A 23,207-nucleotide genomic window follows, 5' to 3' on the forward strand; every position below is an offset into this window, starting at 1 on the left:
CGGTCGCCGGCGGGGAGAGGGCGCCAAACGTCCCGTTATTCCTCGTATACATGCAACTTCCCGAATATCCACGCGTGATACGACGCCAGCAGCGCCTTGTCCGGGCAATCGTCGTAGCGCCCGTCGCAACGCTCGCGCAACACCTTCTGCGCGGCGAAATACGGGTCCAGCGGCAGGCCCGCCGCTTGCAGCACCATGCCTGGCAGGTAGGCGATGTCGAGCATCGGGTAGCCGGGTAGCGGCGGCCCGGCCACGTTGCTCTTGATCATGTAATAGGTGAGGTAATCGCGGTACGGCACCAGCGCCGGCGGCAGCGTGCGCGGCAAGGTCGACATCAGGCTGTCGAACGAGGGCTGGTGGTCGCCGAAGTGCACCAGCATGGTGGGCCGTGCGCGATCGAGGAAGTCGTGTTCCAGCCCGGCCATCGCCACGTCCGAGTCGTGCAGGCGCGCGAGGTAGGTGTCGAAATTCAGCGCCGCATCCGCCGGCAGACCCTGCAGCAGATTCTGGAACGGCTTGGGCAGGGTGGACATCGGGTCATCGTGCGGGCCGTGCTCGTTGATCGTCAGGATCATCACGAACACCGGTTGTCCCGGCTTGCGCAATCCCGAGGTCTCCAGCTTGTCGTAGACGCGCTTGGCCGCGGTGAACATCTGCGCGTCGGTCTCTTCCCAGTCGTCCAGGCCCAGTGCATCCGCGCCGTAGAAATGATCGATGCCGTAGGCCTTGTACGCGTCCTCGCCATTGAGGAAATCGCCGTGGGTGGGATAGATCGCCACGGTGAGGTAACCCAATCGCTTCAGCAGCAGCGGCAGCGAATCGCGCATGTGCGGCGCCAGCACGTAAGGCGCGTACATGCCGCCCGGGCCGAAAATGTCCTGCGGCAAACCGGTGAGCGCGGCGAACTCGCTGACCCAGGTGCCGCCGCCAAAGGTGTGCGTGCGCAGGAAGCCGTGGCCGCGGGTGCGCGCGTCAGGTTGCAGCATCGCCGGATGGCAGGCCGGTACGTCGCAATGCGTGAACGGCGCCGGATCGAAGGTGCTTTCCTCCAGCACCTGCACGATGTCCGGATACTGGCTGGCCGGCACCGTGGCCTGGGCGGCCGTGGCGGTGGACTGCCAGTCGCGCTCGGCGGTGGCGGCATCAGCCATCGGCGGCAGGTGCACGCTGGAATCGCGCAGGTTGACGAAGAAATCGGTGAGTACCGCGTCGTCGGACATCTTGTCCCACGTATCGCGTGCATGCACCTGGGCGAACGGACCATTGGGCAGCAGGCAGACCCAGAATGCCGCCGCGCAAACCACCACGCCGCCCACGCGCAGCATCGCCTGCAACCCTCCGCGCCAGCGCGCGAACAAGCGGTGGTCGCCGCGCCAAGCCAGCCACAGCAGCAACGGGATTGCCACCAGCACGGCCAGCCCCACACTGTAGATATGCGGATAGCGCCGCAAGGTCTCGAACAGGCTGGAGCGCAGGTAGTAGACGAAGTCGGCCGGCATCAGCGGCGATTCGAGATACTCCTGCTTCATCACCGTGATCGCGCGCAACAGCAGGAACAGCCCGCCGCCGAACACCAGCGCGAACGCACGCCGCGCCGAGGCAAACAGCACCCCGCCGCTGACGCACAGCATCAGCGCGAATACGAAGCCGCGTTGTTCCGGCAGCGGTTCACGCCACGCAGTGAGCCACACGCAGACGGCGAAGAACACCAGCGCGCAGGCCAGCGTCACGCGCGGTCGCGGAACGCGAAACGGGTTGCCCTGCATGTATGCCGCCCCTGTGCAGCGACGGCCGTGGTACGCGGCGCGTCATGATCGATGAGGCCGCCATTCTAGAGCGTTTGCACGGCGCCGGAGCGCGGTTCGGCAGGCACCGGCGCAGCGCGTCTGGGCCCCATTCACGTGACCGGATCGACGCGCAGGAACGGCTCCGTGCGCCAGGCTGTCGGCATGACCCTCCTGGCACGGCCGTGCCCGCCGCCGCGCACGCGTTCGGGCTTCGACTTCGGCTGCCGCGCGAGCTACGCTCCTTGCCTGCGGCGAGAAGGTTTGCCGCCATCGCAGTGGCCGTGTCGCGACATCGTGTCGTCACCCCGATCTGCCAGATTTCACCCCCACGTCATCCCGCCGGAAGCTGTCATGTCGCAAGGTCTCACCCGTCTCGCCGCCCTCACTGCCGCCCTGCTGCTCGCCGGCTGCGCCCGCCAGGCCACCCGGCCCGATGTCGATTCGGCACAGCTGGCCGACGGCGCGCGGGCCGATGTGGCGATTCTCGAAACCACCGACATCCACTCCAACGTCCTCAGCTACGACTACTACAAGCAGAAGGCCGACCCGACGCTGGGCTTCGAGCGCACCGTCACGCTGATCCGTCGCGCCCGCGCCGAGTTCACCAACACCTTCCTGTTCGATGCCGGCGACACCATCCAGGGCAGCGTGCTGGCCGACTACCAGGCCCAGGTGAAGCCGGTGACCTGCCACCAGGAACTGGCGGTGTACCGCGCGATGGACGCGGTGGGTTACGACGGCGGCACCATCGGCAACCACGAATTCAACTACGGCCTGCCGTTCCTGTCGCAGGTCACCGGCACGCCGATGAACGTGGATGGCGTGCCCGCCGAGCATTGCGCCGGCCCGCACTTTCCGCTGGTGCTGTCCAACGTGGTCAGCACGCGCGACGGCAAGCCGATCTTCAAGCCGTGGACGATGATCCACCGCCAGATCGCCGCGTATACGCCGGACGGCAGCGAGCTCAGTGTGCCGTTGAAGATTGCCATCATCGGCTTCGCGCCACCGCCGATCATGCAGTGGGACCAGCACAACCTGGAAGGCAAGGTGACCACCACCGGCGTGGTCGAGGCTGCGCAGAAATACATGCCGCAGATCGAGGCGCAGCACCCGGACCTGGTCATCGCCATCCTGCACGGCGGCCTCGACACCGCGCCGTATACATCAACGATGGAGAACGGCGGCTGGTACCTCGCCGGCGTGCCCGGCATCGACGTGCTGCTGCTCGGTCACATGCACACCGATTTCCCCGGCCCGCGCTTCGCGCACATGAAGGATGTGGATGACAGCAAGGGCTTCGTGCGCGGCGTGCCGGCGGTGATGGGTGGCTTCTTCGGCAAGGACCTGGGCGTGATCAAGCTGGCGCTGGACCGCGAGCAGGGGCGCTGGGTGATCGACAAGAGCCAGACCCGCAGCGAAGTGCGACCGATCTGCAGCAAGCCCGGCGATGCCGGCAGCTGCGTGCCGGCCGATCCGTCGATCGCGCCGCTGATCAGCAATGTGCAGAAGTCCGCGGTGGCCTACGTCAACACGCCGATCGGCAGCAGCCGCGTGCGCCTGTCCAGTTACTTCGCCGACGAGGGCGACATGACCGCGCTGGCCGCGGTCAACGCCGCCCAGCTCGACTATGCGCGGCGCGAATTGCCGCGCCTGCACCCGGAGCTGGCGCACGTACCGCTGCTGGCCGCGGCCGCCGCGTTCCGCACCGGCTTCGGCGGCCCCGACGACTACACCGACGTGAAACCCGGCCCGCTCACCTTGCGCAGCGCCGCCGACCTGTACTTCTACCCGAACACCCTGGCCGCGGTGAAAACCGATGGTGCCGGCGTGAAAGCGTGGCTGGAGAAATCGGCCGAACGCTTCCAGCGCATCGATCCGTCGAAAACCGGTCCGCAGGAATTGATCAACACGCACTTCGCCGGCTTCAACTTCGACCAGATCCAGGGCGGCGGCCTGCACTACGTCATCGACGTGACCCAGCCGGTGGGCCAGCGCATCGTCTCGCTCACATGGAAGGGCAAGCCGGTCAAGCCGGACCAGCCGTTCGTGGTGGTCACCAACAACTACCGCGCCAGCGGCGGTGGCCACTTCCCCGGCCTCGACGGCAGCAGCATCGTGCTGGCCGCACCGGACGGCACCCGCGAGATCGTGGCCAAGTGGCTGCAACGCCACCCCGACCTCGGCGCGCACCACCTGCCCGTCCGCTCGTGGCATTTCGCCCGAATCAAGACGCACGGCCCGGCGCTGTTCACCACCGCCAGCGGCAAACAACGCGTGGCGCGCGGCGACGGCCTCACCGACATCCGCCAGATCAAGGACAACGGCGACGGCACGGCGACCTATGAGATCAACCTGGCGCACTGAAGCTTTTACCTCCTCTCCCCTTTGGGGAGAGGACCGAGGTGAGGGGCGGGTGCTCGCAAAAACACTTCGTTGGCAAGGCTCTCGCAAGGTCGACCCCTCACCCCAACCCTCTCCCCGGAGGGGAGAGGGAGAAGGTCATTGGCATTCATATGGACATCCATACGTCCAACACCGAAACACGCGGCAACCGCCCACCCATATTCCACAAAGTCTATTGACAGCCGCCCAAGCCGCCCCGTAGTCTCCAAAGCCATGTCGCCCTTCTTCGCACTCGCACGCACGCATTTCGCCCCGGTTTCCACCGGGCGCGCGTCGTTGTTCGCGGGCGGCACGACGGCATCCATCATCGCCACGATTATTACCACCGGCACCGGTACGACCGGTTCCGGGTGGGTGTCCGTGCGCGACTAGCTTCATCACTCGCAACGGCCCCGCCCTCGATGAGGCGGGCCGGCGCACACCGACACCGCCAAGCGAAACGGGGCCTCTACCGGAGGTCACTGTGAACATCTGCGCTTCACCGCTCGCCGAACACCCGAACCCGCTCCCGCCGGCCCTGGCGCTGCCCACGCGTACCCCGCGCCAGCGCACGCTTGCGGTCGGTGTGGTTGGCCCCGGCCGGGTCGGCAGCGCGTTGCTCGAACAGCTCCGGGCGGCGCAACCCCGGTTGGCCCGCGATTCGGGGCTGGACTTGCGCCTGTGTGGCGTCGTCGCCAGCAAACGCATGTGGCTGGATTGCGACGACCCGGAACTCAACGCACGCCACCACAGCGCGCAGACCTGGCGCCCCAGCGACCTCGACGAATTCGCCGCGCACGTGCGCGGCAACGAAGGCCGCCATGCGCTGCTGGTCGATTGCAGCGCCAATCCCGCGGTGGCCGCGCATTACCCGCACTGGCTGGCTTCCGGCATCCACGTGGTGACGCCGAACAAGCTGGCCGGCAGCGGCGACCTGGCCCAGTGGCGAGCGATCCGCGCCGCCTGCGCCCATGGCGCTCGCTTTCGCTACGAGGCCACGGTCTGCGCCGGCCTGCCAGTGGTGCAGACCCTGCGTGACCTGCTCGACACCGGCGACCGCATGCTGTCGATCGAAGGCATGTTCTCCGGCACGCTGGCATGGCTGTACAACCGCCACGACGGCCAGCTGCCGTTCTCCACGCTGCTGCGCGAAGCGCATGCGCTGGGCTATACCGAGCCGGACCCGCGTACCGACTTGTCCGGCATCGACGTGGCGCGCAAGCTGGTGATCCTGGCCCGCGAGGCGGGCCTGCCGCTGTCGCTGGAGGACGTGGAAGTGGAAAGCCTGGTGCCGCCGGCGCTGGCCGCGCTGCCGCTGGACGCCTTCATGCAACGTGCGCATGAACTCGATGCGCCGATGGCCGCGCGCCTGGCCAGCGCGCACACCGCCGGCGGCGTATTGCGCCATGTCGCCAGCCTCGACCATGCCGGCCGCGCACGCCTGCGATTGGCGGTGCTGCCATCCAGCCACGCTTTTGCGCATACGCGCCTGACCGACAACATCGTGCAGTTCCACACCGAGCGCTACCGCGACAACCCGCTGCTGGTGCAAGGCCCCGGCGCAGGCCCGGAAGTGACCGCCGCCGGCGTGTTCGCCGACATGTTGCGCATCGCCGAATCGCTGGCGGTGCACGCATGAGCAGCCCAGCCGTGGACGCCGTGCTGGCCACTCCCGCTCCCGCGGCCGCCGCACGTACCGATGTGGCGCGCGCCTTCGCCCCCGCCAGCGTGGGCAACGTGGCGGTGGGTTTCGACATCCTCGGCCACAGCATGGGCGAGGCCGGTGATCGCGCCGAAGTGCGCCGCCTCACCGAGCCGGAGGTGCGCATCGCCGCCATCCGCGGCTGCGTCGCCGACCTGCCGCTGGAGCCGCACAAGAACACCGCCGGCGCGGCCCTGCTGGCGATGCGCGAAGCGCTGGACCTGCCTTTCGGTTTCGAACTGACCCTGCACAAGGGCATCGCGCTGGGTTCCGGCATGGGCGGCTCGGCCGCGTCCTGCGTGGCCGCCCTGGTGGCCGCCAATGCCTTGCTGGAACAGCCGTTGTCGCGCGAGGCGCTGTACCGCTTTGCGCTGGAAGGCGAGGCCGTGGCCAGCGGCAGCCGGCATGGCGACAACCTGGGCCCGATGCTGCTCGGCGGCCTGGTGCTCGCCACGCACGAACGCCTGCTGCGCATCCCCGTGCCGCCTGCATGGCATTGCGCGCTGGTGCATCCGCACTGCGTGCTGGAAACGCGCAAGGCGCGCGCGGCACTGGCGGGGAATTACGCGCTCGGCGAATTCGTGGCGCAAAGCGCCAACCTCGCCCTGCTGCTGGCCGGTTGTTTCCGCGGTGATGCCGCGCTGGTGCGCGAAGGGCTGAAGGACGTGCTGGTGGAACCGCGCCGCGCCCCGCTGGTGCCGGGTTTCATCCGCGTGAAACAGGCAGCGCTGGATCATCACGCCTTCGGCGCCAGCATCTCCGGTGGCGGCCCCAGCGTGTTCGGCTGGTACGCCTGCCGTGCCGACGCCGATGCCGCGGCCAGCGCCATGCGCGCCGCTTTCGCCGAGGCCGGACTGGACAGCGACACCTTCGTCGCCCCGGTCGACGGCCCCGCTGCCACCCTTGTTGATGCCTTGCCGGACGAAGCCTGACATGACCGAACCCCTGCTTTACCTCAGCACCCGCGGCCGCAGTCCCGCCGTGGGCATCAGTGGTGCCATTGCCGCCGGGCTGGCTCCGGACGGCGGCCTGTACGTGCCCGAAGCACTGCCGCGGCTCTCGCCTGACGCGTTCGATCCACATGGCACGCTGGCCGATACCGCCGCCACCCTGCTGGCTCCGTTCTTCGTCGGCGACCCGCTCGCGCAGGCGCTCCCCGCGATCTGCAGGGAGGCACTGGACTTCGACACCCCGCTGCGTCCGCTGCCGCATCGCGACGCGCACATGCTGGAGCTGTTCCACGGCCCCACCGCTGCGTTCAAGGACGTCGGCGCACGCTTCCTCGCCGCCTGCCTGCGCCGCCTGCCGCGCAAGGACGAACGCCCGCTGACCATCCTCGTGGCCACGTCCGGCGATACCGGCGCCGCGGTGGGTGCCGCGTTCCATCACCAGCCGAACGTGCGTGTGGTGATCCTGTATCCGGACGGCCTGGTTTCGCCGCGCCAGGCCCACCAGCTCGGCTGCTTCGGCGACAACGTGCTGGCATTGCGCGTGCAGGGCCGCTTCGACGATTGCCAGCGCATGGTGAAAGCCGCGCTCAACGATGCCGAACTGCAGGCCGAACGCCCGCTCAGCTCCGCCAACAGCATCAGCCTTGGCCGCCTTCTGCCGCAGATGAGCTACTACGCGCATGCTTCACTGGCGTGGTGGAACGAACATCACACGCCGCTCAACTTCATCATCCCCACCGGCAACCTCGGCAATGCGCTGGCGGCGCTGTGGGTGCGCGAGATCGGCCTGCCGGTCGGCGAGGTCTGCCTGGCCTGCAACGCCAACGCCACCTTGCCCGAATTCTTCAGCGGCGCCGATTACCGTCCCCGCGATGCCATCGCCACCCTGGCCAACGCCATGGATGTTGGCGCCCCCAGCAATTTCGAACGCTTGCGCTGGACCTTCCCGCACGCCCACGAACTGCGCGCGCAGACCCAGGCGATGAGCGTGGACGACGCCACCATCCGCCGCACGCTCACCCGACACGCACGCGAATACGACGACGTGTTCTGCCCGCACACCGCCACCGCCATGCACCTGCTCGACCGCCTGCGCGACGCTGGCAACACCGCGCCCTGGGCCGTCGTTTCCACCGCGCATCCGGCGAAATTCGAAAGCGTGGTGGAACCGCTTGCCGATCGCGCCGTCCCGGTACCTCCTGCCCTCGCCGCCATGTTGCAACGTTCCGCCAGCGCCGAGCCGATGGCGGCGGACGACGAGGCGTTGAAGCGGTGGCTGCGGGAGCCTGCCTATGCGTGAGCATGGCCTGCACCGGCCGGCGGGTGACTTCCGGCAGCTACCGGTTGCGTGCGGAGCTGGCGCATCATCCGCCTCGGTCCGCTGAAGCATTTCCGGGCCGCAGCGAATCGCCGCCCCGACCGTGGGGCGGCACGGAAAGATGGGTGTCCCGGCGCGCACCGATTGACTCAAGCCTCCAGGGGAAAACGATGAAGCTCATCGGCATGCTGGACTCACCGTACGTCCGCCGGGTCGCCATCTCGCTGTCTTTGCTGGGACTTCGCTTCGAGCACCAGCCGCTCTCGGTGTTCCGCGACTTCGCCGGGTTCGAAAAGATCAATCCCGTCGTCAAGGCACCGACCCTCGTCTGCGACGACGGCGAGGTGTTGATGGACTCCACCCTGATCATCCAGTACGCCGAGGCAGTGGCGCGTCCCAGGTCGCTATTCCCCTTGGCGCCCGCGGCGCTCCAGCACGATCTGCATCTCCTCGGCCTGGCGCTGGCGGCGACCGAGAAAAGCGTGCAACTGGTCTACGAGCGTGAATTGCGGCCCGCGGAGAAGCGGCACCAGCCCTGGGTCTCCCGCGTGACCGGCCAGTTGCTGTCCGCCTACCGCGAACTTGAACGCGAGTTCGCCCATGGCGCCCATCCCGTCGACAGCGTAACGATCCGGCAGGCTGGCGTGGCCGTGGGCGTGGCTTGGTACTTCACCCAGCGCATGCTTCCGGGGACGGTTCCGGTCGAGTCGTGTCCTTCCCTGGCGGCATTCTCCGCAAGCGCCGAATCGCTGCCCGAATTCAGGGCAGCCCCCTACGGCGACGGCACCTGCCAGCCATGACGAGCCACGGGTGCGGAAGCCGCCACCCGCCCGGCCCACAAGCCCATCACCCGCCGTCGGCGTTTCGCTCGAGCACGGCCACGTTTACCTCGCAACGCAGGCGAAAGCCCAGTGCTTCGTAAAGGCGAATTGCTGTCGTGTTGCTCTGCCAGGCGTGCAGGAAGGCCGTGTCGCCGCGTGCCGCGATCGCCGCGGCGACATGTCGCGACAAGCGGCTGGCCAGGCCGCGTCCGCGGAAATCCGGATGCGTGCATACCGCGCTGACTTCGGTATAGCCCGGGAAGCGGAAGCGTTCACCGGCCATGGCTGCGAGCCGTCCGTCGATGCGGATACCGACAAACTGCCCCATGCGATGGGTGTCACGCAGGAACGGCCCCGGCTGGGTCAGCGTGGCCAGCGCCAGCATGTCCTCCGCGTCCGCGTCGCCCAGCGCGATCAGCCGATCCGGACCCGGGACAGTCTCGATCGGCTCGGCAGCCACCATCTGCACGCCGACTGCGGTCTTGGCCGCCGTCACGCCGGAAGGAATGCCTATTTCGGGCACCTGCAGGATGAACACCGGTTGGGCGGGGCGGAGCAGCCGGGCCAGCGCGTCGAGCGAGGCGTCGTCGTCATCGCACGCCGAAGCGAACCGGTTGATCTCGGGCCGATAGCGTTTGGCCCTGGCATCACCCTGCGCAAGGTGGGCATGCGCACTGGTCAGGCTGGCCCAGACGGGGCGGTCGAGCTGATTCATCCCACACCACTCGCTGATCTGAAAACCGTCGTCCGAAGATACTTCACCTGCGCCGTGCATGGCACGCCGACCGTCCCGAAACGCCCGACCTGCCTCACCAGGCGCCCCCAGGGAGACCCACCTGGATGCTTGTTTCGCCGGCATGGAAGGCTCTCATCATGGCGGATGTCGAACCTCCGAAAACTTGCGTGCGCATCCGCACAACGTGGCGGGCTGCCTTGCGTCCGCGTGATCACGATCCGTTCGAGTGACGCCGGTCGCAAAATCATATGGACGGCCAGCCGTCCGTACGCGTACGTATCCGACGCCGGCCAGACATCGGAAAAATCGTCATGAAGAAAATGTTTGACAAGCCTTCGACACTGCCGTAGGTTCAATCGCATGTCGCAGCGCAACAGCCACCGTCGCATCGCCGAATCGAATCGCCATCTGGCGATTACCGGCCTGCTGCGGCTTCGCGGCACGCTCCTTCTTGCCCTTGTACTCGTACTCCTCATTACCAACGGAGGTGCGGGCTGAGGGCATGTGTCCAGGTAAATAGAAACAAACCTGAAGACTCCCAAAGAACCCCGCACCAGAAATGGAGCGGGGTTTTTTGTTGCCCTCGGCATCGCCTCACACAGCGGAGCCATGATGAAAAATTCCAGCCAGCACGACGAAAACAGCGAAGGCGACGTAGTCGCCGAGCACGTGCGCATCTTCGACACCACCTTGCGCGACGGCGAGCAGACGCCCGGTTTCTCGATGGACCGGCGCGCCAAGCTGCGCATGGCGCACATGCTCGAAACGCTGGGCGTGGACGTGCTCGAGGCCGGTTTTCCGCAGGCTTCGCCGGATGATTTCGCCGCCGTGGCGGAGATCGCCGGCACGTTGCGCCACACCACCGTGTGCGCACTGGCTCGCTGCCAGGCCGGCGACATCGACACCGCCGGCCGCGCGCTGGAACAGGCGCAGCGTTCGCGCATCCACGTGTTCATCTCTACCAGCCCGCTGCATCGCGAGCACAAGCTGGGCATGAGCAAGGCGCAGGTGCTCGACGCCGCGGTGGCCGCGGTGGAACGCGCCCGCGGGCTGTGCCACGAGGTGGAATTCTCCGCCGAGGACGCCATGCGCACCGAGCCGGAATTCCTGGCCGAAATCTTCAGCGCCGCGGCCGCCGCCGGCGCGACCACGCTGAATGCGCCGGACACGGTGGGCTACATGACGCCGACCGAGATCGCCGAACGCTTCACCTGGCTGCGCCAGCATGTGAAGGCGTCGCCAGAGGTGGTGTTCTCCAGCCACTGCCACGACGACCTGGGGCTGGGTGTGGCCAACAGCCTGGCCGCGGTGAGTGCCGGTGCGCGGCAGGTGGAATGCACCATCAACGGCATCGGCGAACGTGCCGGCAATGCCTCGCTGGAAGAGATCGTGATGGCGCTGAAGGTGCGTCGCGCCTGGTACGGCGTGGACACCCGCATCGCCACCCGCCAGCTGCATCCGGCCTCGCGCCTGCTGACCCAGCTGACCGGCCAGCCGGTGCAGCGCAACAAGGCAATCGTGGGTGCGAATGCCTTTGCGCACGAGTCGGGCATCCACCAGCACGGCATGCTGAAGCATCGCGATACCTACGAAATCATGCGCCCGCAGGATGTCGGTCTGGGCGAAACCCAACTGGTGCTGGGCAAGCATTCCGGCCGCGCCGCGCTGCGCCAGCGACTGGAAGCCCTGGGCCACACGCCCGACGACGCCGCGCTGGGTGAGATCTTCATCCGCTTCAAGGCGCTGGCCGACAAGAAGCGCACCATCCACGACGAAGACCTGGACGCGCTGGCACACGGCCGCGATCCCGATGCCGCCGGCCCGTGGCGGCTGGTCCGGCTGGATACCAGCTCGCATCTGGCCGGCGGCGCCTCGGCCTCGGTCGGGCTGCGCCATGACGACGGCCGCGATGTCGCCGAAGCGGCGCTGGGCGATGGCCCGGTCGACGCCGTGTTGCGCGCGATCGAACGCGCCACCGGCGCCGACCTGCAACTGACCGGCTTCCAGATCCAGGCGATCAGCGAAGGCGGCGACGCGCAGGGCGAAGCCCGCCTCACCGCGCGCCACGCCGAGCGCGAGTGGAACGGTCACGGCGTCAGCACCGACATCGTCGAAGCCGCTGCACAGGCCGCGCTGTCCATCGTCAATCACATCGAACACCACGCGCCAACCGCGCACGCCCCGCAGCCCCGCACCGCGAAAACCCTGGGAGCCCACGCATGAACACGCCCTTCCTCTGGCACAACGGCCGCATCAAGCCGTGGAGTGAAGCCAACACCCACGTCAGCACGCACGCCCTGCACTATGGCTCCTCGGTGTTCGAGGGCGAGCGCGTGTACGCCACGCCCGATGGCCCGGCCTATTTCCGCCTGGCCGACCACACTCGCCGGCTGTTCGAATCGGCCAAGGTGTACGAGATCGAGATCGGTTACAGCGAGGCGGAGATCAATGCCGCCAGCCTGGAACTGATCCGCGCCAACAGCATGAAGTCCGCCTACGTGCGGCCGATCGTGTTCCGTGGCGCCGGCGGCCTGGGCGTGCTGCCGAAGGACGGCGCACCGGTGGAAGTGGCCTTGATGGCGATGGAATGGGGCGCGTACCTGGGTGAAGCCGCCGAACGCGGCGCCGACGTGTGCGTGTCGTCATGGCACCGCCCTGCACCGAACACCATCCCGAGCTGGGCCAAGGCTGGCGGCAACTATCTCAACAGCCAGTTGATCGGACTGGAAGCGCGTCGCAATGGTTACGACGAAGGCATCGCGCTGGGCCACAACGGCCTGCTCAGCGAAGGCGCCGGCGAAAACCTGTTCCTGGTCAAGCGCGGCAAGTTGCTCACGCCGCCGTCCAGCGCCGGCATCCTGGCCGGGATCACCCGCGACACGGTCATCACCCTGGCCGCCGAACTGGGCATCCCGGTGGAAGAGCGCGACCTGCCGCGCGAGGCGCTGTACACCGCCGACGAAGTGTTCATGACCGGCTCGGCTGCCGAGATCACCCCGGTGCGCTCGGTGGATCGCAAACCCGTGGGCAGCGGCAAGCCCGGGCCGGTGACGCGCGGCCTGCAGGAAAGCTTCTTCGGCTTGTTCAATGGCAGCACGCGCGATCGCTGGGGCTGGCTGAGTTTTGTTCATGCGGTCGTCCCTGACCGCGAAAGTCAAGAAGCGGGCATCCATGCCCGCACTCCTCATCAACAGCCGGCTTCTTTGGAGGCTTCTGCATGAGCGCGCCACGCACTCTGTTCGAAAAGATCTGGGACGCGCATGTGGTCGCGCCCGAAACCGCTGATACGCCGGCGGTGCTGTACATCGACCTGCATCTGGTGCATGAAGTCACCTCGCCGCAGGCGTTCGACGAATTGCGCGCGCGCGGCCTGAAGCTGCGCCGCGCGGATCGCACGCTGGCCACGCTGGATCACTCCACCCCGACGCTGCCGGCCGGCGCCGATGGCGAACGGCCCTACGCCACCGCGCAGGCCAAGGCGCAGGTCTCGCAGCTGGAAACCAACTGCCGCGAGTTCGGCGTGGAACTGCACGGCTGGGACAGCGCCGACCGCGGCATCGTGCACGTGATCGGCCCGGAGCTGGGTGCAACGCGCCCGGGCATGACCATCGTCTGCGGTGACAGCCACACCTCCACCCACGGCGCGTTCGGTGCGCTGGCCTTCGGCATCGGCACCACCGAAGTCGGCCACGTGATGGCCACGCAATGCCTGCTGCAACGCAAACCGAAGACGCTGGCGATCCATGTGGATGGCCAGTTGCCGGCGAGCGTGGGGGCGAAGGACCTGATCCTGCACATCATCGGCCAGATCGGCATCAACGGCGGCACCGGCCACGTGATCGAATACCGCGGCGCGGCGATCGAGGCGTTGTCGATGGAACAGCGCATGACGGTGTGCAACATGTCGATCGAGGCAGGCGCCCGCGCCGGCCTGATCGCGCCGGACGACACCACCTTCGATTGGCTGAAAGGCCGCCCGCGCGCACCAAAGGGTGCGGCATGGGATGCCGCCGTGGACGCCTGGCGCGCCCTGCGCAGCGACGACGGTGCCCGCTACGACCGCGAAGTGCGCATCGATGCCCGCGCGGTGAAACCCACCGTCACCTACGGCACCCATCCGGGCATGGCGATCGCGATGGATGCGCCCGTGCCGGCCGCGCGCAATGCTATCGAACAGCGTGCACTGGATTACATGCACAGCACTGCCGGCCAGCCGATGCAGGGCATGCCGGTGGACGTGGTGTTCGTCGGCAGCTGCACCAACTCGCGCCTGTCCGACCTGCGCGAAGCCGCGCATGTACTGCGCGGTCGGCGTGTCGCCGAGGGCGTGCGCATGCTGGTGGTGCCCGGTTCCGAGGCCGTGCGCCGCGATGCCGAGCGCGAAGGCCTGCATGACGTGTTCACCGCCGCCGGCGCCGAGTGGCGCGTGCCGGGCTGCTCGATGTGCATCGCCATGAATGGCGACCTGGCCCAACCGGGACAGCTGGTCGTCAGCACCTCCAACCGCAACTTCGAAGGTCGCCAGGGCAAGGGCGCCCGCACCGTGCTGGCCAGCCCCGCCACCGCCGCGGCCTCCGCCGTCGCCGGGCGGATCGCCGACCCGCGCGCGTACCTGACGGAGGCAGCGGCATGAACACTCGCGTCGCAGCTTTTCTTCCTCTCCCCGCCGGGGAGAGGACCGAGGTGAGGGGCCAAGCTCGCGGAAGCTTTGCATCGAAGCGCGCTTCGATCAGCGGCTTCGCGAGCACCCGCCCCTCACCCCAACCCTCTCCCCAGCGGGGAGAGGGAGCGAACGCAACCTGCGAGGAATTTCACTGATGCAGCCCATCACCCGCATCCACTCCCGCACCGCCGTGCTGGCGGACGAGAACATCGACACCGACCGCATCATCCCGGCCCGTTTTCTCACCACCACCACGCGCGAAGGCCTGGGCAAGCTGTGCTTCAACGACTGGCGCTACCAGGCTGATGGCAGCGACAACCCGGCGTTTCCGCTGAACCAGCCGGCAGCCAGGGGCTGCGCGATCCTGGTCGCGGGGCGCAACTTCGGCTGCGGCTCCTCGCGCGAGCATGCGCCGTGGGCGCTGCTGGATTACGGCATCAAGGCGGTGCTGTGCAGCGAGATCGCGGACATCTTCCGCGGCAACGCGCTGAAGAACGGCCTGCTCGCCATCGTCATCGATGAGGCCGAGCACCGCTGGCTGCTGGACCACCCCGGCACCGAGCTGGCCATCGACGTGCGCGAGCAGGCGATCGAGCTGCCCGACGGGGGTCGCATCCGCTTCGAGCTGGAACCGTTCGCGCGCCACTGCCTGCTCAACGGCGTGGATCAGCTCGGCTTCCTGCAGCAGCACGCCGACGCGATCGAAGCGTTCGAAGCGCGTTGCGAGGAGGCGGCATGAAGTCCTACGCACTCCCCACCCCATCTCACCGTCACCCCAGCTTCCGCTGGGATGACGGCCATAACGCCACCCCGTCCAAGGAATCCCACGCATGAAAGCCCGTATCGTCACCCTGCCCGGCGATGGTGTCGGCCCGGAAGTCACCGCTGCCGCTGTTGCCGTGCTGCAAGCCGTCGCCGCGCACTATGCGCACGATTTCAGCTTCGACGAACAGTTGATCGGCGGTGCCGCCATCGACGCCACCGGCGAACCGCTGCCCGCCGCCACGCTGGCCGCGTGCAAGAACGCCGACGCACTGCTGCTGGGCGCGGTGGGCGGACCGAAATGGTCCGATCCGAATGCTCCGGTACGCCCGGAACAGGGCTTGCTGGGCCTGCGCGCCGCATTGGGCGTCTACGCCAACCTGCGTCCGTTGACCGTGCATCCCGCGCTGGCCTCGCTGTCGCCGCTGAAGAACGAAAAGCTGCACAACGTCGACGTGCTGTTCGTGCGCGAACTGACCGGCGGCGCCTACTTCGGCGCGAAGACCCGCACCGCCGACACCGCCACCGACGAATGCAAATACACCGTGGCCGAAGTCGAGCGCGTGACACGGCGTGCGTTCGAACTGGCGCGCGGCCGCCGCCAGCACGTCACCTCGGTGGACAAGGCCAACGTGCTGGAAACCTCGCGCTTGTGGCGCAGCACCGTCATCCGGGTGGCCGCCGAGTACCCGGACGTGAAACTGGAGCACCAGCTGGTCGATTCGATGGCGATGCTGTTGCTGACCCAGCCGAACCGCTACGACGTGGTGGTCACCGAGAACCTGTTCGGCGACATCCTGACCGACGAAGCCGCCGCGCTGGCCGGCTCGCTGGGCCTGCTGCCGTCCGCCTCGCTGGGCGAGGGCCGCAAGGGTCTGTACGAACCGATCCATGGCTCGGCCCCGGACATCGCCGGCAAGGGCGTCGCCAATCCGGTCGGCACCATCCTCTCGGTCGCCTTGCTGCTGCGTCACTCGCTGCAACTGGAAGCCGAGGCGCAGGCGGTGGAAGCGGCGGTCGACCACGTATTGCAGCACGGCCCGCACAGCCGCGACATCGGTGGCGATGCCGGCACCGACGCGGTGCGCGATGCCGTGCTGGCCGCGCTGAATGATCACGCCAACAGCAGCAATGCCTCTGCCGATCGCGAGCGCGCATGCGGCTGACACCACACCCCTTACCCCGCGGACACAGGGACGTGACCGCTTTTTTTATTCGAACACGCACGAAGCAGCTCGTTCCACCGTCATTGAAGACCTTACCTGTGGCCGTCCATGCGGCCAGAAACCAACCAGCCAACGTTACCGAAGGAGTTACCGCATGAGCACCACCAACGACACGCTCGCCAACGCCCGCATCGCTGTCCTGGGCTATGGCAGCCAGGGCCGCGCGCATGCGCTCAACCTGAAAGACTCCGGCCTCGACGTCGTGGTCGGCGTGCGCAAGGGCGGTCCCTCGTGGAACCGCGCCTACACCGACGGCTTTGCCGTGGCGGAACCGGCCGAAGCCGTGCGCGGCGCCGACCTGGTCGCCGTACTCACCCCCGACATGGTGCAGCCGGCCGTCTACAAGGAGGCGATCGAGCCGAACATCAAGCCCGGCGCCGCGCTGCTGTTCGCGCACGGCTTCAACGTGCACTTCAAGCAGATCGAGCCGCGCAAGGACATCGACGTGATCCTGGTCGCGCCGAAGGGTCCGGGCGCGCTGGTGCGCAGCGAGTACGAGCGCGGCCGCGGCGTGCCGTGCATCTGGGCCGTGCACCAGGATGCCAGCGGCCAGGCCGAGGCGAAGACCAAGGCGTATGCCGACGGCATCGGCGGCGGCCGCGCGATGATCATCAAGACCGACTTCAAGGAAGAGACCGAGACCGACCTGTTCGGTGAGCAGGCCGTGCTGTGCGGCGGTGCCAGCTCGCTGGTGCAGGCCGGCTTCGAGACCCTGATCGAGGCGGGCTACCAGCCGGAAATCGCCTATTACGAGGTGTTCCACGAACTGAAGCTGATCGTGGACCTGTTCTACGAAGGCGGCATCGCGAAGATGCTGGAGTTCATCTCCGAAACCGCGCAGTACGGCGACTACGTCAGCGGCCCGCGGGTGATCGACGCCAGCGTGAAGGCGCGCATGAAGGACGTGCTGAAGGACATCCAGGACGGCACCTTCGCCAGGAACTGGACCGCCGAATACCAGGCCGGCCTGCCCAACTACAAGAAGTACAAGCAGGCCGATCTCGATCACCCGATCGAGGCGGTCGGCGCCAAGTTGCGCGCACGCATGACCTGGCTGCACCCGACCACCGCCGCGCCGGCGGAGTCGCTGAAGAAGGCCGGCTGAAACCGGCATCAGGCCGCGCGTGCATGAGGCCGCGCGGCCCGCTTTACCCATCCACGAAGACGAGGTTCGCCATGAAACGTTTCCATATCGCCCTGGCCGTCGCTGACCTGGACGCCTCCATCGCCGATTACAGCGCCCGCCTGGGCCAGAAGCCGCAGGCCGTGGTGAACGGAACCTACGCCATGTGGCGCACCGAGCAGCTCAACTTCTCGATCCGCCAGGAACCCGCGCAGGCCGGCCGCATCTGCCAGCTCGGTTTCGAAGACGATGCCGCACAAACCTTCTCCAGCAGCACCGACGTCAACGACATCGAGTGGCAGCGTTTCTCCACGCTGGAACAGGACCTTCGCATCATCACCACCTTCGGCGTGCCCGTGCATCCCGCCGTCCAGCACGAACTGATCCGCAATTGAAGCATCGGTCGGCACCCGCTCGCTGGCCGGCATGCCCGGCCGCGCGGTCCGACAGATAGCCCACCGGCACGGCCTTTCAAGACCCGTGCCCGACCTGCCGGCCCGCCCGGCGCATTCAGGAACCCATCGTGACCACATCAACGCTGACAGCCCCCGCTGCCTCCTCCATCGCCACCGACCACCACCCCCTCGCCAGCCAGCCGATGAGCGGCGCCGAGGTGGTCGTACAGGTACTGGCCGACGAAGGGTGCAGTGTGCTGTTCGGCTATTCCGGCGGCGCGATCCTGCCGGTGTACGACGCGGTGTTCCGCTACAACGCGGAACACGCCGGCCCCGACGGCCGCGAAGCGATGCCGCTGGTGGTGCCGGCCAACGAACAGGGTGCCGGCTTCATGGCCTCCGGTTACGCGCGCGCCTCGGGCAAGGTGGGCGTGGCCGTGGTCACCTCCGGCCCCGGCGCCACCAACATGGTCACCCCGGTGCGCGACTCGATGGCCGATTCGATCCCGCTGGTGGTGATCTGCGGGCAGGTGCCTACCACCTCGCTGGGCAGCGACGCATTCCAGGAGGCCCCCATCAGCAACATCATGGGCGCCTGCGCCAAGCATGTGTTCCTGGTCACCGACGCACAGACGCTGGAAGCCACCTTGCGCACCGCCTTCGAGATCGCCCGCAGCGGCCGCCCCGGCCCGGTGGTGGTGGACATTCCGAAGAACGTGCAGAACGCCGAACTGCATTTCGACGGCCAGTGCCGCCTGCCGATTCCCGGCTATCGCACACGCCTGCATGCGGTGGAATCGGCGCGCCTCGACGACGATGCCTGCGCCAGCTTCTTCGCCGCACTGGCCCTGGCAAAACGCCCGCTGATCTACGCCGGCGGTGGCGTCATCGCCGCCAGCGCGGCACCGGCATTGCGCGCATTTTCCGAAGCCTTCGGCATCCCGGTGACCACCACTTTGATGGGCCTGGGCGCCGTCGATACCACCACACCGCTGGCGCTGCACATGCTGGGCATGCACGGCACCGCCTACGCCAATTACGCGGTGGACGACTGCGACTTCGTGTTCACCCTTGGCGCCCGCTTCGACGACCGCGTGGCCGGCGTGCCGGACAAGTTCGCCCCCAGCGCGAAGTTCATCGCGCAGCTGGACATCGACCCCGCGGAAATCGGCAAGGTGAAAGCGGTGGACTGGCACCACGTCGGCCCGCTCGCCGCCGCACTGGAGCGGCTGACCCACTATGGCATCACCCACGGTGCACGTCCGGCGCCGGACGAATGGCATGCGCACGTCGCCGCGCTCAAGCACACTCACGCGATGAACTATGACCGCGACAGCGCGCTGATCCAGCCCTACGCGGTGATCGAGGAAATCAATCGCCACACGCAGGGCCGCGCCATCATCAGCACCGGCGTTGGCCAGCATCAGATGTGGGCTGCGCAGTATTTCGATTTCCGCCAGCCGCGCCAGTGGCTGACCTCCGGCTCGATGGGCACGATGGGTTTCGGCCTGCCCGCGGCGATCGGCGCGCAGTTCGCGCGACCCGATGCGCTGGTCATCGACATCGACGGCGATTCCAGCATCCGCATGAACCTGGGCGAGATGGAAACCGTCACCACCTACGGCCTGCCGCTGAAGGTGGTGGTGCTCAACAACGTCGGCGACGGCATGGTGCGGCAGTGGCAGAAGCTGTACTTCAAAGGCCGCTTCAGTGCCAGCGACCGCAGCCTGCATCGCAAGGATTTCATCAAGGCCGCCGAGGCCGACGGCTTCGCCTGGGCGCGTCGACTGGACGACAAGTCGGCGCTGGCTTCCACCATCGCCGAGTTCCTCGCCTTCGACGGCCCGGCCTTCCTGGAAGTGATGATCGACCCCGATGCCGGCGTCTACCCGATGGTGGGGCCGGGGGCCACTTACGCACAAATGATTACCGGCGACTTCATCGCTTCGCGCGGCGAGATACCGGCCGACACGAACGAGGTTCCCTCGACATCCATGTTCTGAGCTTTTTTCCTTCTCCCTCTGGGAGAAGGTGGCCCGAAGGGCCGAATGAGGGTTCGGCGAAGTCTCGACGTTTCGCTCCGACCGTACCCTCACCCGCCTGCCGGCACCCTCTCCCAATGGGAGAGAGATTCACTACCGAACGATTCGGAGGGTTGCCATGAAACACACCTTGTCCCTGTTGTTGCAGAACGAATCCGGCGCGCTGGTACGCGTGGCCGGCCTGTTTGCCGCGCGTCATTGCAATATCGATGCGCTGACCGTCGCCGCCACCCATGATCCGTCGGTGTCGCAGCTGACCCTGGTGCTGCACGGCAGCGCCTCGGTGCTGGACCAGATCGTGCGGCAGACGCGCAAGCTGGTCGACGTGATCGACGTCAACACGCTGTCGCTGATCGGTGACGACAGCGCCCCCTTGGCGCTGGCTGCCCAGCCTTGAACGCACGGCTCGCCGAACAAGCCACCGCCGATGCAGCCGCGACCGATCGCGAGCTGCTGCAGCGCGCGCAAGCCTCACGCGTCTACGACGTGGCCCACGTGAGTGCGCTGGATGACGCGCCATTGCTGTCCGCCCGACTCGGCGCGCGCGTGCTGCTGAAGCGCGAAGACCAGCAACCGGTGTTCTCGTTCAAGTTGCGCGGCGCCTACAACCGCATGGTGCAACTGGATGCGGCACAACGCGCGTGCGGCGTGGTGGCCGCTTCGGCCGGCAACCATGCGCAAGGCGTGGCCCTGGCCGCGGCGAAGCTCGGCATTCGCGCCGTCATCGTGATGCCGGTCACCGCGCCGCAGGTGAAAATCGACGCGGTGCGCCGCCTCGGCGGCGACTTCGTGGAAGTGATGCTGGCCGGCGATTCCTACAGCGACGCACAAGAAGCCGCTGCACGTGTGCAGGCCGAACGCGGCAGCGTGTTCGTGCACCCCTTCGACGATCTCGACGTGATCGCCGGGCAAGCCACGGTTGGCCTGGAACTGCTTCGCCAATATCCGGATAACCTGCACGCGGTGTTCGTGCCGGTAGGCGGTGGCGGCCTGCTTTCCGGCATCGCCGCGTGCATCAAGGCGCAACGTCCCGGGGTGAAAGTGATCGGCGTGCAGGCGACCGATTCGGACGCGATGACACGCTCGCTGGAAAGCGGCGAACGCGCGCTGCTGAACGAAGTCGGCCTGTTCGCCGACGGCACCGCGGTGAAGCAGGTCGGCGCGCTCACCTTCGCGTTGTGCCAGCGCCACGTGGACGCCATGCTGCGCGTGGACACCGACGCCATCTGTGCCGCCATCCGCGACGTCTACCAGGAAACCCGCTGCGTGCCCGAACCCTCCGGCGCACTGGCATTGGCCGGACTCAAGCAATACGCCGCCACGCGCGGCGACATCGACGGCGCGCTGGTCGCGGTGGTTTCCGGCGCCAACATGAATTTCGATCGCCTGCGCTTCGTCGCCGAACGGGCCGAAGTGGGCGAACAGCGCGAAGCGGTGTTCGCGGTGACGATCCCCGAGGAACGCGGCAGTTTCCGCCGCTTCTGCGCCGCGCTTGGCCAGCACAGCATCACCGAATTCAATTACCGCATCGGTGACGCCACCCGCGCGCACCTGTTCGTGGGCATTCAGACCACCGGCCGCAATGAACGCGAGGCGCTGGCCACCGCGTTTCGCGCGCAGGCTTTCGACGTGCTCGACCTCACCGATGACGAGCTGGCCAAGCTGCACTTGCGCCACATGATCGGCGGCCGCTCGCCATTGGCGGACGACGAGCGGATTTACCGTTTCGAATTTCCCGAACGCCCCGGCGCACTCACCCGCTTCCTCGGCCACATGCACCCGGACTGGAACATCAGCCTGTTCCACTACCGCAACCAGGGCGCCGACTACGGCCGCATCCTGGTCGGCATCCAGGTGCCCGCCGATGAGCAGCCCGCGTTCCGCCAATTCCTCGACACGCTGGGCTACCCGCACTGCGACGAAAGCGAGAATCCGGCGTACCGCCTGCTGCTGCGTGAATGAAGCGGGGCGCCGCGGGGCGCCCTGACAGGGCTGCGCACAAACCGGGCGCCCGGCCCGGAGTGGCCCAATGGCACCCGCCGGTTTCGACTCCCATCATGTACACCACTTCCGCGGATGAGCGTTTGGACGCCTATCGCGCCTTCTCGGGCCCTATTGGCGATTCTGATGGACGTCACTTGCAGCCCGGTCGTGGTGCGCTTCGGTCGCCTCGGTGACACGATTCTGTTGCAGCCCTTGCTGCACAAGCTGTCCCGACGCTATGGCCAGCCCTGCCAGTTGCTGTCCCTCGGCGACTGGTCGGCCACGCTGTTTTCGGCCCAGCCGGAAGTCGCCGGCCTGATCCCGCTGGCCACTCAATATGGGCCGCTGTGGATCCGCCCCGAGCGCTGGAAAGCGATCCTGGCACTGCGTCGGCTACGCGGCCATCCGTTCTACATTGCCGAGCCAGCCAACCGCGCCCGGACCAAGATCCGCCCGATGCTGAAGCTGGCGGGCATACCGCCAGAGCACTGCCAGTTCATCGAGGATTTGCCGATGCGGGAAGATGAGCATTGGCTGGACTGGCTGTCGCGCTTCAGCGACACCACGCCAAGCGCGTTCCGCGACCACGCCGGGCACGCGATACCGGAATGGTGCGGAGCCCCCGACTTGCGGGTCAGCCAGGGCGAACAACTGGACCGCGACGAATGGTTGCGCGCGCGCCACTGGACACAACGCCCGCTGGTGCTGTTGCAACCGGCCAACAAGCGGACGATGCGCTGGAACGGGGTGCGTGCAGCCGATGAAGACGTCAAATCCTGGCCGGCGGACCGCTGGGCCGCCCTCGCGCAAACCATGACGCAGGCCATGCCGCATGCACAAATCCTGTTCTGCGGGTCGCCCGCGGAAGCCGGTTACCTGCGCCAGCTCAAGGCGGCCGTGGGACCGACGACGCCGGCCATCGAGATAGCCGCACTGCCATTGGGTCGCCTCAAGGCCTTGCTCGACATCGCCCACAGCATGGTGTCCGTCGACACCGGGCCGGCGCACCTGGCGGCCGCGCTGGGTTGCCCGCTGGTGGTGCTGTTCGGCGGCCGGTCGCCACGCACGTGGGCGCCCCGCAGCGGGCGCGGTGGGGCGGTAAGCGTGGTCGGCGGCCTGCCGGAATGTCAGCGCGTGGACCAGATCCAGCTCGAAACGGTGGTCGACGCATGGCATCGATTGCCCTCACGTGGCGTGCCTGACGCGCCCTCCACTGACAACGCCCCACGTCCTCGACAAGGACCATCCTCGACAACTTCGCTTGCCGTTGCCGAAGGAGCCTGACCCGAGGTTTCCGCGCAGGCAGGGCCCGCCCCC

At 67.5% G+C, this 23,207-nt stretch carries 19 protein-coding genes; 17 read left to right on the top strand and 2 right to left on the bottom strand.

All coding sequences use genetic code 11. The features are described from left to right. Positions 1-35: 35 nt before the first annotated feature. Positions 36-1,766: an LTA synthase family protein gene (locus tag AB7849_RS03730; protein WP_369500606.1), complete on the bottom strand. Its 1,731-nt coding sequence runs from the start codon at positions 1,764-1,766 to the stop codon at positions 36-38. A gap of 372 nt (positions 1,767-2,138) precedes the next feature. Between AB7849_RS03730 and AB7849_RS03735 the strand changes: the two genes are divergently transcribed. From AB7849_RS03735 to AB7849_RS03755, 5 genes are all read left to right on the top strand, one after another. Then, positions 2,139-4,151, top strand: coding sequence for a bifunctional 2',3'-cyclic-nucleotide 2'-phosphodiesterase/3'-nucleotidase (locus AB7849_RS03735; protein WP_369500607.1), 2,013 nt, complete (start codon positions 2,139-2,141; stop codon positions 4,149-4,151). 502 nt (positions 4,152-4,653) lie between these two features. Further along, on the top strand, positions 4,654-5,808 hold the full coding sequence (locus tag AB7849_RS03740) for a homoserine dehydrogenase (RefSeq protein ID WP_369500608.1): 1,155 nt from the start codon (positions 4,654-4,656) through the stop codon (positions 5,806-5,808). Then, positions 5,805-6,803, top strand: a complete 999-nt coding sequence (locus AB7849_RS03745) for a homoserine kinase (protein WP_369500609.1) — start codon at positions 5,805-5,807, stop codon at positions 6,801-6,803. Before AB7849_RS03740 ends, AB7849_RS03745 begins: the two co-directional genes overlap by 4 nt. Before the next feature lies 1 nt (position 6,804). After that, positions 6,805-8,121 (top strand): threonine synthase, encoded by a 1,317-nt coding sequence (gene thrC / locus AB7849_RS03750; protein ID WP_369500610.1) that lies wholly within the window; start codon positions 6,805-6,807, stop codon positions 8,119-8,121. A gap of 188 nt (positions 8,122-8,309) precedes the next feature. Next, the gene (locus tag AB7849_RS03755) at positions 8,310-8,939 is read left to right on the top strand and encodes a glutathione S-transferase (protein WP_092701672.1); all 630 of its coding nucleotides are present in this window, start codon (positions 8,310-8,312) and stop codon (positions 8,937-8,939) included. A gap of 46 nt (positions 8,940-8,985) precedes the next feature. Here AB7849_RS03755 and AB7849_RS03760 read toward each other — a convergent pair whose 3' ends face one another. Continuing rightward, complete coding sequence (locus AB7849_RS03760) at positions 8,986-9,675, bottom strand: GNAT family N-acetyltransferase (protein WP_369500611.1); 690 nt, start codon at positions 9,673-9,675, stop codon at positions 8,986-8,988. Between the two features lie 381 nt (positions 9,676-10,056). Here AB7849_RS03760 and AB7849_RS03765 point away from each other — a divergent pair, with 381 nt between their 5' ends. From AB7849_RS03765 to AB7849_RS03820, 12 genes are all read left to right on the top strand, one after another. Continuing rightward, a complete protein-coding gene (locus AB7849_RS03765; RefSeq protein ID WP_369500612.1) occupies positions 10,057-10,194 on the top strand; it encodes a hypothetical protein in 138 nt (45 codons plus the stop codon). Between the two features lie 114 nt (positions 10,195-10,308). Then, the gene (locus AB7849_RS03770; protein WP_008211724.1) at positions 10,309-11,919 is read left to right on the top strand and encodes a 2-isopropylmalate synthase; all 1,611 of its coding nucleotides are present in this window, start codon (positions 10,309-10,311) and stop codon (positions 11,917-11,919) included. Next, on the top strand, positions 11,916-12,917 hold the full coding sequence (locus AB7849_RS03775) for a branched-chain amino acid transaminase (RefSeq protein ID WP_092701677.1): 1,002 nt from the start codon (positions 11,916-11,918) through the stop codon (positions 12,915-12,917). Before AB7849_RS03770 ends, AB7849_RS03775 begins: the two co-directional genes overlap by 4 nt. Beyond that, positions 12,914-14,329 carry a 3-isopropylmalate dehydratase large subunit gene (leuC, locus tag AB7849_RS03780; protein ID WP_369500613.1) on the top strand — a complete coding sequence of 472 codons (1,416 nt, stop codon included), beginning with the start codon at positions 12,914-12,916 and terminating at the stop codon, positions 14,327-14,329. Before AB7849_RS03775 ends, leuC begins: the two co-directional genes overlap by 4 nt. 184 nt (positions 14,330-14,513) lie before the next feature. Continuing rightward, positions 14,514-15,098, top strand: coding sequence for a 3-isopropylmalate dehydratase small subunit (gene leuD, locus AB7849_RS03785; RefSeq protein ID WP_008211727.1), 585 nt, complete (start codon positions 14,514-14,516; stop codon positions 15,096-15,098). Positions 15,099-15,189: 91 nt separating this feature from the next. Continuing rightward, positions 15,190-16,287, top strand: a complete 1,098-nt coding sequence (gene leuB / locus AB7849_RS03790) for a 3-isopropylmalate dehydrogenase (RefSeq protein WP_008211728.1) — start codon at positions 15,190-15,192, stop codon at positions 16,285-16,287. A gap of 154 nt (positions 16,288-16,441) precedes the next feature. Continuing rightward, the gene (ilvC, locus tag AB7849_RS03795; RefSeq protein WP_092701685.1) at positions 16,442-17,452 is read left to right on the top strand and encodes a ketol-acid reductoisomerase; all 1,011 of its coding nucleotides are present in this window, start codon (positions 16,442-16,444) and stop codon (positions 17,450-17,452) included. A 71-nt stretch (positions 17,453-17,523) separates the two neighbouring features. Then, a complete protein-coding gene (locus AB7849_RS03800; RefSeq protein ID WP_092701688.1) occupies positions 17,524-17,865 on the top strand; it encodes a hypothetical protein in 342 nt (113 codons plus the stop codon). Between the two features lie 203 nt (positions 17,866-18,068). Further along, the gene (gene ilvB, locus AB7849_RS03805; RefSeq protein ID WP_369500666.1) at positions 18,069-19,868 is read left to right on the top strand and encodes a biosynthetic-type acetolactate synthase large subunit; all 1,800 of its coding nucleotides are present in this window, start codon (positions 18,069-18,071) and stop codon (positions 19,866-19,868) included. Between the two features lie 157 nt (positions 19,869-20,025). Further along, positions 20,026-20,304 (top strand): acetolactate synthase small subunit, encoded by a 279-nt coding sequence (gene ilvN / locus AB7849_RS03810; RefSeq protein ID WP_008211731.1) that lies wholly within the window; start codon positions 20,026-20,028, stop codon positions 20,302-20,304. Beyond that, positions 20,301-21,869, top strand: a complete 1,569-nt coding sequence (gene ilvA, locus AB7849_RS03815; RefSeq protein WP_147628432.1) for a threonine ammonia-lyase, biosynthetic — start codon at positions 20,301-20,303, stop codon at positions 21,867-21,869. The genes ilvN and ilvA overlap by 4 nt, the downstream gene beginning before the upstream one ends. A gap of 165 nt (positions 21,870-22,034) precedes the next feature. Further along, positions 22,035-23,174 carry a glycosyltransferase family 9 protein gene (locus tag AB7849_RS03820; RefSeq protein ID WP_147628433.1) on the top strand — a complete coding sequence of 380 codons (1,140 nt, stop codon included), beginning with the start codon at positions 22,035-22,037 and terminating at the stop codon, positions 23,172-23,174. The last annotated feature ends 33 nt before the right edge of the window (positions 23,175-23,207 follow it).

Source organism: Rhodanobacter sp. FW021-MT20 (assembly GCF_041107475.1).
Taxonomy (GTDB): domain Bacteria; phylum Pseudomonadota; class Gammaproteobacteria; order Xanthomonadales; family Rhodanobacteraceae; genus Rhodanobacter_A; species Rhodanobacter_A glycinis.